Origin of the sequence: Pseudomonas sp., from assembly GCF_036387035.1 — a bacterium.
In the GTDB taxonomy this organism is placed as follows: Bacteria; Pseudomonadota; Gammaproteobacteria; order Pseudomonadales; family Pseudomonadaceae; genus Aquipseudomonas.
The window spans coordinates 20,612-32,898 of sequence record NZ_DASVUM010000242.1; the positions used below are offsets into that span (position 1 = coordinate 20,612).

A 12,287-nucleotide genomic window follows, 5' to 3' on the forward strand; every position below is an offset into this window, starting at 1 on the left:
AAGGGTGATTAGCTCAGCTGGGAGAGCGTCTGCCTTACAAGCAGAATGTCGGCGGTTCGATCCCGTCATCACCCACCATTCGTTTCAAGTGTTACGCGCAGCGGTAGTTCAGTCGGTTAGAATACCGGCCTGTCACGCCGGGGGTCGCGGGTTCGAGTCCCGTCCGCTGCGCCATATTGAGTTACGAGGCCCTTGAACTCCTCGTAACGACAAAGAGAGCGACCTTAGGGTCGCTTTTTTTGTGCCTGGAATTAATCCAGTCCTCATCCATCCGCAGGCTTCCAACCTGCAAAAGCCGGTGGAGGGCACACTCTAGCAGCCGGCTTGCTGGCGAATGCCGTGTGTCAGGCAACGCTGCGTTAGCCCCATCATTCGGGTTCGCCAGCAAGCCGGCTCCTACAGATCCGTGATTGGGCGGGACGCGGAGCTTCCGTGGCGGCATTACCACGCGGAGCGTGGGAACGATCGAAGGTCAACGCCTGAACGGGCCTCTTCCCGGCTAAAGCCGGTCCCACTAAAAGCGTGCGCTGTGTCAGTGGGACCGGCTTCAGCCGAGAAGCTTCTGACCTGCTTCTGATCTGCTCCTGATCTGCTTTTGATCTTCCTACACAAAAAGCCCAGTCACCGCCAAACGCGACTTGGGTGCAGGCTGAACGCAGGTCTTGCGTAGTGGGCCGAGCCGCATGGATGCGGCGAGAGCGCCGTCAGGACATGGATGTCCGTTCGGCGCGGGCCCACGGAGCGAGACCGGAGTGAAGGAACCCGACGAAGTCGGGCCCAACCGAGAGCAGGCACTTTTGGTTACTTTTAGTGCTTTTTAAAAGTAACTCGCCGAAGGCGAAACGGTCTGCCCCCAGGCAGACGCCCTTGATCCTCTCACCCCACATCCACCTCAACCACATCCCCCACCAGCCGAACCGGCCAGGTCCGCAGTCGCAAAGCGTCGTCTTCCAGGCAGGTACCGTCTTCCAGCCGGTAATGCTGCTTATAGAGCGGCGAGGCGATGACAAGGTCACCACCCAGGCTCCCAACCAGCCCCCGGCCAATCACGTTCACACCAGTGACCGGATCGCGGTTGTCCACGGCAAACAGCTGAGGGGCGCCGCCGATCGACGCCACATAAAACAGCGCCACCTGAGCATTTCCCACCAGCGCAACGACGCCAGAATTCAGCACAAGGTCCTCGCGCCCACACACGGAGCGCCATATAGAAGTGTCGGTCACGTGCATCGCGACGGCATTGGCCTGGCTCATCGTGCAATCTCCTCAGCGGCAATCAAGTTGAGTTCGTCAGCGCGGGCAGGACGGCGCTGGCTGCGTTCCTTGACGAAATGAATGTCCGGGTCAGCGGCCTTGTCGTTGACAAAGGTGCGGAAGCGCTTGAGCTTCTCCGGGCTCTTCAGCGCGTTGGCCCATTCACATTCGTAGCGGTCGACCACCAACTGCATCTGCGCTTCCAGTTCGTCGGCCAGCCCCAGGCTGTCCTCGATCACCACCGCTTTCAGGTAATCCAGTCCGCCTTCAAGGGACTCGCGCCAGACCGAAGTCCGCTGCAACTTGTCGGCGGTGCGGATGTAGAACATCAGCACGCGGTCGATGTAGCGAATCAGCGTTTCATCATCCAGGTCGGTGGCGAACAGCTCGGCGTGGCGCGGGCGCATGCCGCCGTTGCCGCACACGTACAGGTTCCAGCCGTTCTCCGTGGCGATCACGCCGATGTCCTTGCTTTGTGCTTCGGCGCATTCACGGGTGCAGCCGGACACCGCGAACTTGAGCTTGTGCGGGGAACGCAGGCCCTTGTAACGGTCCTCGATGTTGAGCGCCATTTGCACGCTGTCCTGAACGCCGTAGCGGCACCAGGTGCTGCCGACGCAGGACTTCACCGTGCGCGTCGATTTGCCGTAGGCATGGCCGGTCTCGAAACCGGCGGCAATCAGCTCGGCCCAGATGTCGGGCAGTTCATGCAGCTGCGCGCCGAACAGGTCGATGCGCTGGCCGCCAGTGATCTTAGTGTAAAGGTCGTATTTCTTGGCGACCGCGCCGATGGCGATCAACCCGTCGGCGGTGATTTCGCCGGCCGGGATGCGCGGCACCACCGAGTACGTGCCGTTCTTCTGCATGTTGGCCATGAACGTGTCGTTGGTGTCCTGCAGCGGCACCAGCGAGGGGTCCATGATTGGCCGGTTCCAGCACGAAGCGAGGATCGAGCCGACGGTGGGCTTGCAGATATCGCAACCCAGGTGGCCTTTACCATGGCGAGCGAGCATCTCGTCGAAACTTTCGATGTTCTCCACGCGCGCCAAGGCGTACAGCTCCTGACGCGTAAAGGCGAAGTGCTCGCACAGGCTTTTATCGACAGCAACGCCGCGGGCGATGAGTTCGTGTTCGAAGACGCTCTTGAGCAGCGCCGTACACCCGCCGCATCCGGTGGCTGCCCTGGTGCAGGCTTTGAGCCCGGCCAGGTCCGTGCAGCCGCCGTCAATGGCCGAGCAGATCGAGGCCTTGCTGACGTTATGGCAGGAGCAAATGGTCGCGGTGGCGGGCAAGGCGTCGGCACCCAGTGTCGGCGCACCGTCGCTGTGGGGCAGGATCAGGCTCGACGGGTCGGCGGGCAACTTGATGCCGTTCTGCGCGTATTGCAGCAGGGTGTCGTAATAGCTGTTGTCGCCCACCAGCACGGCGCCCAAGACCTGCTTGCCGTCGGCAGACACCACCAGACGGCGGTAAGTGCCGGTGGCCTCATCGATAAACCGGTAGCTGCGCGCGCCCGTCAGTGCGCCGTGGGCGTCGCCGATGGAACCGACATCGACGCCGAGCAGTTTGAGTTTGGTGGACATGTCTGCGCCAAAGAACGGCTCGGCGTCCAGGTCGCACAGCTGCGCGGCGACGTTGCGTGCCATTTGATAACCCGGTGCAACGAGGCCGAAAACGCTGCCGTTCCAGGCAGCGCACTCACCGATGGCGAAAATGGCAGGGTCGCTGGTGCGGCAGTGTTCGTCGATGGCGATGCCGCCGCGCGGGCCCAGCGTGAGTTCGCATTGGCGGGCGAGGGCGTCCTGGGGGCGGATGCCGGCGGAAAAGACGATCAGGTCCGTTTCAAGAAACTCGTCGCCGGCAAAATTCATCCGGTAGCGGTGCTCCTCACCCGCAGTGATCGATTGCGTCGCGCGCGACAGGTGCACCCCGACGCCCAGCGCTTCGATGCGCGCCTTCAGCGCTGCCCCGCCGTGGTCATCCAGCTGAACCGGCATCAACCGCGGCGCGAATTCCACCACGTGGGCTTCCAGGCCCAGTGACTTCAGCGCGTTGGCCGCTTCCAGCCCCAAAAGCCCGCCGCCGACCACCACGCCGCGTTTCGCTTGGCTGGCGGCAGCGCGGATGGTGTCCAGGTCGTCCAGCGTGCGGTAGACCAGTCGCGAATGGCCTTCGGCGCCCTCGATGGGCGGCACAAAGGGATATGAGCCCGTCGCCAGTACCAGCCTGTCGTAACCGAAGGACCCCTTGGCGGTGATGACTTCGCGCCGCGCCCGGTCGATCTCCAGCACCGCAACACCCAAGTGCAGCGTCAGCCCGGCCTGCTCATATAAAGAAGCATCGCTCATCGCCAATGACTCGGCATCGCGGCCGCCGAAGTATTCGGACAGATGCACGCGGTCGTAGGCGCGCTGGCTTTCCTCACCGAACACATGAATGCGATAGCGTTCAAGGGCGCCGGCGGCGATCAGCTGTTCGACGCAGTGGTGACCCACCATGCCGTTGCCGATGACGATCAGGGTTTGGACATCGTTGAGAGGAGCGACTGTGGTGTTCATATCGAGTCCCGGCCAAGGCCAATCAGGTTTTTCGAAAGCAAAAAAAAGGCGCCCGGAACCTCTCGGTTCCAGGCGCCTTTGCCTGTTCTTTATGGGTTGCCGCGCGACCACAGTGTCGCCAGCAACCTGCTGAGCCCGATGCCATGTAAGGCTGGCGATCTGCATTGACCGGCCAGGGCTGCCAACCGCGTGTTCAGGCTGGACTTGCCAAGGGATGTAGCAATGGCTGTGCCAGCGGGGAGATTTGAACGGTAGACCTGACGGCCAGGCGTTCTCTACCGGGGAATGCCGGTGTTGTAGCGGGCAAAGGCGTGCGCAGCCGCCGACCTCAACCCTGCTCGAAGCTGACGTTTGCGGCTCGAAAAGGGTGCGATTTACCTGAGCGCGCCCCACCGTGATGCTCGGCGCTCGGTCTCCGACCACGCACATTCGTCGCAACCCTTCGCTTCAGGTCACCTCCGTCACGCTGGCCTGCCATTTGCAACGCCGTGCCTACAGGCAATCAACGCCGATTGCCATATTCACGACAAAGGCGCCGTGTGCTCTCCGTATTTCAACGGGAGAGAACAGGGCGTCTTTTTTTGCTTTCAGGAAACGGAATATGGCGAGCAGCAGCGTAAAAAGCGTGTGTCCTTATTGCGGCGTCGGGTGCGGCATCGTCATGCAGGTCGAGAACAACCGGGTCATCAAGGTGACCGGTGACAAGACGCATCCGAGCAATTTCGGTCGTCTGTGCACCAAAGGCACCACCTGCGGCGAGGCGATTGCCGAGTCAGGGCGGATGGATTGCGCGTACGTGCGTCATCAGCGCAGCGACGAGCCGGTGCGCACTGATATCGACGCAGCGATCAGCGAAACCGCCCGGCGCTTACGTACGATTCTCGATCGCGACGGCCCAGGCGCCTTGGCGTTTTATGTCTCGGGTCAGATGTCCCTGGAGGCGCAGTACCTGGCCAACAAACTCGCCAAGGGGTTCGTGCGCACACCCAATATCGAGTCCAATTCGCGGCTGTGCATGGCCAGCGCGGGCAGCGGCTACAAGCTCTCGTTGGGCGCGGACGGGCCGCCGGGTTCCTATGATGACTTCGACAAGGCCGACCTGTTTTTCGTGATAGGCGCCAACATGGCCGACTGTCACCCCATCCTGTTTCTGCGCATGATGAACCGGGTCAAGGCCGGGGCGAAGCTGATCGTCGTCGATCCCCGGCGCAGCGCCACCGCCGACAAGGCCGGCCTGTTTCTGCAAATCAAACCCGGCACCGACCTGGCGCTGCTCAACGGGCTGCTGCATCTGCTGGTGGAGAACGGCGACACCGACGCCGACTTCATCGCATCGTTCACCCGAGGCTGGGACGCCATGCCCGAATTCCTCGCCGATTACACGCCCGCTTACGTTGCAGGGATTACCGGCCTCGCCGAGGCCGATATTCGTCAGGCCGCGCGGATGATCGGCGCGGCGCCCGAGTGGATGAGCTGCTGGACCATGGGCCTGAACCAGAGCACTCACGGCACCTGGAACACCAATGCGTTGTGCAACCTGCACCTGGCAACCGGGGCAATGTGCCGGCCCGGCAGCGGTCCCTTTTCCCTGACCGGCCAACCGAACGCCATGGGCGGCAGGGAAATGGGCTACATGGGTCCCGGACTTCCCGGGCAGCGCTCGGTGCTGGTGGACGCCGACCGCCGCTTTATCGAAGACCTCTGGCACATCCCGCGCGGCAGCATTGCGCACCTGCCCGGCGGCGGCACCATCGACCTGTTCGAACAGCTGCGCGACGGGGTGATCAAGGCGTGCTGGATTATCTGCACCAACCCGGTCGCCAGCGTCGCCAACCGCGCCACGGTCATCGACGCCTTGAAGACCGCCGAGCTGGTCATCACCCAGGATGCCTTTCTCGACACGGAAACCAATCGCTACGCCGATATCCTTCTGCCGGGTGCGCTTTGGGCCGAAGCGCAAGGGGTGATGATCAACTCCGAACGCAACCTCAACCTGACGCAGAAAGCCGTCGATGCGCCGGGCCAGGCCCTGCCGGATTGGCAAATCATCGCCAGGGTCGCCTGTGAAATGGGCTTCGCCGACGCGTTCGGCTATGCCTGCGCCGAGGAGGTATTCGAAGAAATCAAACAGGCGTGGAACCCTGAAACCGGCTATGACATTCGCGGCGCTACTTATGCGCGTCTGCGAGACCAACCTTTGCAGTGGCCGTGCGCACCCGATGACGCGCGAGTGCGTAACCCGATTCGCTACCTCAGCGGTACTGCCACAGGGCCCGTTGAGGAGGGCACCAGTACTCGCCCGGCCGTCGTGTTTCCCACGCCCGACGGCAAGGCGGTATTTTTCCCGCGCCCGCACATGGCGCCGGCTGAACTGCCCAGCGATGCGTTTCCCATGGTGCTTAACACCGGCCGCCTGCAACACCAGTGGCACACGCTGACCAAGACCGGGAAAGTCTCGACACTGAATGCGCTGAATGCCCGGCCGTTCATCGAACTGCATCCTGACGATGCCCTCGCGCTAGGCCTGAAGGCGGGCGATGGCGTCGAAATCCGTTCCAGGCGAGGGCTCGCGGTGTTGCCTGCAGTGATCACTGATCGCGTGCTGCCGGGTAACTGCTTCGCCCCCTTTCACTGGAACGACGTTTATGGCGAAAAACTGGCAATCAACGCGGTGACGAATGACGCCGTCGACCCGATCTCGCGGCAGCCCGAGTTCAAGTGCTGTGCGGTTGCTTTGCGCAAGGTCGAGCTGATCGGGCACCACTTCCTCGACCTGGCCCACGCGCGCGCCGACGCCGACGCCGAGGCGCAGCAAGCCACTGAACTGGCGCCGCTGTTGACCGTGCTTTGGGCATCGCAGACCGGCAACGCCGAAGCACTGGCCCGGCGATTCGGCGATCACCTGCGCAGTGCCGGCGTGCCGGTTCAGGTGGCGGCCATGGACAGTTTCCCCGCAACGCGCCTGGACGCCGTGGAGAACGTCGCGTTGATCAGCAGCACCTTCGGCGACGGCGAATCGCCCGATAACGGGCAGCGCTTTTGGCAATCCCTGGCAGCCCGGGACGTACCTCTCCCGTCACTGCGTTACGCCGTTCTGGCGCTGGGTGATTCGAGTTACGACAGTTTTTGCCAGCATGGCAAAAACCTTGATCAGCGCTTGCAGCATCTGGGCGCTTGTTCACTGATCCCCAGGGTCGATTGCGATGGCGACGAACAGGCCCGCGCTGACATTTGGTTTTCAGGATTGCAGCAGGCGCTGTCGCTGAATCTTCCCGGTCCTCCAGTCGGCGATATGGCACCCGCTCCTGGTAGCCAGCCTTCACGGACACAGCCCCATCGCGCGCGTTTGTCGCTCAATCGGCGACTCAACGCCGAGGGTGCTGCCAAGGACACGCGGCAACTGTCGCTGAGCCTGGAGGGCTCGGGCATGACCTATGAGGCCGGCGATGCCTTGGGGGTCTGGCCGCGCAACTGCCCTGAACTGGTGAACGAGTTACTCGAACTCACCGGGCTGAAGGCCGAACAACCGGTGGCCGGTGCCAAGGCTACCGAGATATCGCTGCGTGAGGCGCTGGCCGAGCAATGCGAAATCGCCCGACCCAGCGCAGAGACCTTGGCATTCATCGCCGAGCGCAACGGCAGCGACGACCTGAAAACCCTGCTGAGCGAGCCGTTCAGAAGCGAGCTGAAAGACTGGCTGTGGGGCCGGCAACTGGCCGACGTGTTGCGCGAGTTTCCCATTGCCTGCGGGGCTCAGGAGCTGCTGCAACAGCTCAAACCACTGCAGCCGCGTCTCTACTCCATCGCCTCGAGCGCCAAGGCGCATCCGAATGAAGTTCATCTCACGGTCTCTGCGGTGCGTTACGGCTTGCGCAAAGGCGTGTCATCGACGTTTCTGGCCGATCGGGCAGGGGAGTGCGAGGTGCCAATTTTCCTGCAACCCACGCGGCACTTCCGCCCGCCGGCTGATGGCGACGTGCCGATGATCATGATCGGCCCGGGCACCGGCGTCGCGCCATTTCGAGCGTTTCTGCAAGAACGGCGCGCGCGTGGGGACCGGGGTAATAACTGGCTGTTCTTCGGCGAACAGCACCAGGCCACCGACTTCTATTACCGCGAAGAGTTGCAGGGCATGCAGCGGGACGGTCTGTTGACGCGGCTGAGCCTGGCGTTTTCCCGGGATCAGGCACAGAAGATCTATGTCCAACAGCGCATACAGGAACAGGGCGCCGAACTCTGGCGCTGGCTGGAGGAGGGCGCTCATCTGTATATCTGCGGCGATGCTTCGCGCATGGCTCGAGATGTCGATCAGGCGCTGCGTCGGGTCATCAGCGAGCAGGGCGGGCTCAGCCTGGAGAAAGCAGCCGAGCACTTGCGCTGCCTGACCGAGCAAAAGCGCTATGTGCGGGATGTGTATTAGTGCGGGCCGCTTGCTGTGTGGCAGACCGCTGAACCGCAACTGAACGGATTTCTCGATCAAACAAGAAAACCTTTGGATACCTGAACTTATCCGCCTTTTCTCCCTCTCATGCCGGTAGCCATTGATCGCGGCAGCCTGATAAGCTCGCGGCTTTACTCGTTTGCCCTATTGGCGCATGAACAAGGAAACAGAATGAAACAGCATCGGTTGGCAGCGGCGATTGCCCTGGTCGGTCTGGTACTCGCGGGCTGTGACAAGCAAGCCAGCACCGTTGAGCTGAAAACCCCGGCCCAGAAAGCCTCTTACGGCATCGGCCTGAACATGGGCAAAAGCCTGGCTCAGGAAGGCATGGACGATCTGGATTCCAAAGCGGTAGCGCTGGGTATCGAAGACGCCGTTGGCAAGAAAGAGCAGAAGCTCAAAGACGAAGAGCTGGTTGCAGCCTTTGGCGACCTGCAAAAGCGCGCTGAAGAGCGCATGGCCAAGATGAGCGAAGAGTCGGCCGCCGCCGGCAAGAAATTCCTCGAAGAAAACGGCAAGCGCAAGGAAGTCACCACCACCGCTTCCGGCCTGCAATACGAAATCATTAAGAAAGCTGACGGTCCCGTACCGAAGCCGACTGATGTCGTGACCGTTCACTACGAAGGCAAGCTGACTGACGGCAAAGTGTTCGACAGCTCTGTTGAACGCGGCAGCCCGATTGATCTGCCGGTCAGCGGCGTGATCCCGGGTTGGGTTGAAGGCCTGCAACTGATGCACGTTGGCGAGAAGGTCAAACTCTACATCCCTAGCGAATTGGCCTACGGCGCACAAAGCCCTAGCCCAATGATCCCGGCCAACTCGGTTCTGGTCTTTGACCTGGAACTGCTGGGCATCAAGGACCCTGCAGCAGCAGGTGCCAACGATGCTGCTGCCGGCGCTGATGAAGAAGAAGAGGCTGCACCTGCAGCCGAGCCGGCCAAGCCAGCCGCCAAGAAGTAATCGTTCGAAAGTCCGATTGCCGCTTGAAAAAGAAATGCCCCGTCTCGACGGGGCATTTTTATTTGCGGGTCGATTTGATCGAACCCGCTTCGGCGGCGAGAGTCCCATGTGCGTCGGGTGCCGTGCTCAAAGCCGGGATTTGTCGGAGGACGCGGGGCATCATCGGGCTCTGACTAGCGCTCCAGACCGGTTGAGTCAACGGTTTTTTGCGGGCTTGTATGTGTCTAAAAAACGCGCGATCTGAGTCCGGACCCTATAGAACAGGCGTTTCGCTCCCGAAAAGCGGCTCTGTTCACAAGGTTATCCACAATTTGTGTGGATAACCTTCGGGTGCGTCATCGGCGCGTTGAACCGTAGGCTGTTGCCCTAAACGCGGCAGGTCCCCAGGTCGATTTTTATCGGTAATCGTGGAGTGGATATGAAAGCACCCTGGAATCTCATTCGTTATCTGCCCATGGCGAAACGCTTGATGGCAGCCGGTCGCTTGCCCGCCTTGCTCTTTGCCGTCGCAGGCAAAGCGGCCAGCGAAGGCGGTCGACTGGGCAAACTCAAGGACGATTTGAAACTGCTTCAAGCGTTATGTCTGGCCTACTGGCGTGGGGAATATCGCGCCATCAGCGCAAAGGCGATTCTCTCGGTCGTGGCGGGCCTGATGTATTTTCTCAGCCCTCTGGATGCGATTCCTGACTGGATTCCAGGCCTGGGGATGCTTGACGACATCGCTGTGCTTGCGTGGGTGATGAAACACCTCGAAGCTGAACTCAGCGCGTTCCGTGCCTGGCGCGCGACACAGAATCCGGAAAAGCTTGCAGTGGTTGAGCGCTTGCCGGCGACGCCAGTGTTGCTGGAGCAAGAGAAGAAGGTCTGAGCGCAGGTTTGCCGCTCACCAGTCGCGCCGCCGACCCTCCATTGACGTCTGACACGCAAGTCGTGTCCAACCGCTGTTAAGATGCCGCCCATACTAGAAAAAGACCGCGTGAAGCGTGTTTTGGGTCTGACAGGGGGTGGTATGAATATTCAGGTTATTTCGCGCGATGGAGAGCCGGAATATGCAGTGCTGCCATGGGCGCACTATCAGGCCCTGTTGCGCGCGGCGGGGCGAGAGCCCAACACGGCGGCAGGTATTGAAACGGGTACTGAAACCGGTCCTGAACAGGTCGCGACTGCTGCCGCTGCTGACCTTCCTTCCTTAAGTAAGCTCGGTGCACTGCGCCAGGCAAAAGGCCTGGAAGTGGCGCAACTGGCGCGCACGGTCGGCATCAGTCCGTCTTATCTTGACCTCATCGAAAGCGGTACCCGCGAGCCGGACGCGGCCATTCGCCGAAGCCTTGCGTGGGAACTGGGCGTTGCAGGCTGGCGGGGTGAGGCATGAGCGTGCGCATCAGCCGCCAACATTGGGACGGGCTGCTCGCCGAGCTCGACCTGGCCCGCCGCCAACGTCATCTGGTGACCTACCGCGCCTTGCTGGAGCGCCTGCAGTTACCCACACCGGCCATGCAAACCCTGACCGCCGCCCTTGAGCACCTCGCCGCACTCGATGCCCGCGCCGAGCAGCCGTTGCGCAGCGCACTGGTCATCAGCCAGGGCGCGAGTCGCTTGCCGCGCACCGGCTTTTTCGAATGCGTCGAACGCCTGGGCCGTTTTTCCGGCCCTTCCGACGGCATCGCCGCCGCCTCCTGGCACGCCTCGGAAGTGGCCCGGGTGTTTGAGTTCGAGTATCCGCAGCCGGCGACTCCGGAGTAAGTTCAGAGACAATCCGACGTCGGCACACCGTAAGCACCACCGCCAATCGAACGTTGCAAACCCTCTCGCGGCCCAACCCAAGCGGTGGGAGCCGGCGTGCTGGCGAACCGGATTCAACCGCAGCACCCAACGTGCCTGACCCGAAGCCTTCGCCAGCAAGCCGGCTCCTACGGATCGGGGGTGAGCCAGCTGCCATCTAGATTGCCTGCCCCCGGAGCGGGGGTGATGAAATCGATGCCTCCATGCGCTCAATGCGACAGCACTCAAGGTGCCTGACCCGAAGCCTTCGCCAGCAAGCCGGTTCCTACGGATCGGGGGTGGGCCAGCTGCCATCTAGATTGCTCGAACCCCGCAGCCGGGTGAGAAATCGATGTCTACAGCGCTCCACGCCGGTACATGGCGGCATGTGCGAATCTGCCGCCTTTACTGCTGCCGCAGAACCCGGACGCTACCCCCATCTGTAGGAGCCGGCTTGCTGGCGAACCCGATGGACCGGTGACACATAATCCGGTAAATAACAATTGGCGTCCAACGTGCCTGAAACCAGTGGTGGCTCGCGTTGACGTCATATTTCGAATCACAGCCCAAACGCAAAGGGCATCGCCTCGCACTAGCCTTCCGGCACTTTCGGCAGACAGGACGGCTTTCCCGTGTCGAAGATTTATCACGCAGAACGATTGCGCAACGGACGCTACTCAGAGTCGGGGCAGATCTACCTCATCACAGCGGTTACGCACCAACGGCAGTGCTTTTTCAAAGACTGGAGAGTGGGTCGATTGCTCGTGCACCAGTTGCGCGATGCACAGACGCAAGGCTTGGTGAAATCATTGGCGTGGGTCGTGATGCCGGACCACTTTCACTGGCTGGTGGAGCTGCGGGACTCTGCGCTGGAGGAATTGGCGCTGAGGGTGAAATCGCACACTGCGCGGAACGTGAATAAAGCCTTGGGGCGATCAGGCAAATTCTGGCAGCGGGGCTTTCACGACCGGGCCATCCGTTACGAGGAGGATCTGCAGAGCGTGGCGCGCTACATCGTCGCCAACCCTGTCCGAGCAGGGCTGGTGAGGCGGGTACAGGACTATCCGCTGTGGGATGCCCGCTGGGTTTGAAGCGGACACCTCTGAACGCCGGTCACAATCAAATGCCGTCGCAGGCAGGGAAAAGGGGGCTCAATAGCGACCCGCGTCAATCACCACGGCAGCGCCTGATTCAACGCCGCCACCACCTCCGCTTCCAGCGTATTGATCACATGAATGCTCGCACCCATCACTTCTTTGGCGTGGTGCTTGGCCTGAGACGCCAGTTCGGCGAGTTGGGTGGCGTCCAGGGTG

General features: G+C 61.7%; 8 protein-coding genes and 2 tRNA genes. 8 read left to right on the top strand and 2 right to left on the bottom strand.

From position 1 onward, the window contains the following. Positions 1–2 precede the first annotated feature (2 nt). Together VF672_RS21785 and VF672_RS21790 are read left to right on the top strand one after the other, a co-directional pair. Positions 3–78: transfer RNA gene (locus VF672_RS21785), tRNA-Val, on the top strand. 19 nt (positions 79–97) lie between these two features. Beyond that, a tRNA-Asp gene (locus VF672_RS21790) sits at positions 98–174 on the top strand. Between the two features lie 702 nt (positions 175–876). Here VF672_RS21790 and nirD read toward each other — a convergent pair. Together nirD and nirB are read right to left on the bottom strand one after the other, a co-directional pair. Beyond that, the gene (nirD, locus tag VF672_RS21795) at positions 877–1,254 is read right to left on the bottom strand and encodes a nitrite reductase small subunit NirD (RefSeq protein ID WP_331106759.1); all 378 of its coding nucleotides are present in this window, start codon (positions 1,252–1,254) and stop codon (positions 877–879) included. After that, on the bottom strand, positions 1,251–3,812 hold the full coding sequence (nirB, locus tag VF672_RS21800) for a nitrite reductase large subunit NirB (RefSeq protein WP_331106761.1): 2,562 nt from the start codon (positions 3,810–3,812) through the stop codon (positions 1,251–1,253). The genes nirD and nirB overlap by 4 nt, the downstream gene beginning before the upstream one ends. A gap of 601 nt (positions 3,813–4,413) precedes the next feature. Between nirB and VF672_RS21805 the strand changes: the two genes are divergently transcribed. From VF672_RS21805 to VF672_RS21830, 6 genes are all read left to right on the top strand, one after another. After that, complete coding sequence (locus tag VF672_RS21805) at positions 4,414–8,232, top strand: bifunctional nitrate reductase/sulfite reductase flavoprotein subunit alpha (protein WP_331106763.1); 3,819 nt, start codon at positions 4,414–4,416, stop codon at positions 8,230–8,232. Between the two features lie 192 nt (positions 8,233–8,424). Then, a complete protein-coding gene (locus VF672_RS21810; protein WP_065986831.1) occupies positions 8,425–9,213 on the top strand; it encodes an FKBP-type peptidyl-prolyl cis-trans isomerase in 789 nt (262 codons plus the stop codon). Positions 9,214–9,631: 418 nt separating this feature from the next. Continuing rightward, positions 9,632–10,081, top strand: coding sequence for a YkvA family protein (locus VF672_RS21815; protein WP_331106766.1), 450 nt, complete (start codon positions 9,632–9,634; stop codon positions 10,079–10,081). A 141-nt stretch (positions 10,082–10,222) separates the two neighbouring features. Then, positions 10,223–10,585 carry a helix-turn-helix transcriptional regulator gene (locus VF672_RS21820; RefSeq protein ID WP_331106768.1) on the top strand — a complete coding sequence of 121 codons (363 nt, stop codon included), beginning with the start codon at positions 10,223–10,225 and terminating at the stop codon, positions 10,583–10,585. Continuing rightward, positions 10,582–10,956, top strand: coding sequence for a hypothetical protein (locus tag VF672_RS21825; protein ID WP_331106770.1), 375 nt, complete (start codon positions 10,582–10,584; stop codon positions 10,954–10,956). Before VF672_RS21820 ends, VF672_RS21825 begins: the two co-directional genes overlap by 4 nt. A 650-nt stretch (positions 10,957–11,606) precedes the next feature. Continuing rightward, positions 11,607–12,065 (top strand): REP-associated tyrosine transposase, encoded by a 459-nt coding sequence (locus VF672_RS21830; RefSeq protein WP_331106772.1) that lies wholly within the window; start codon positions 11,607–11,609, stop codon positions 12,063–12,065. Positions 12,066–12,287: the final 222 nt, after the last annotated feature.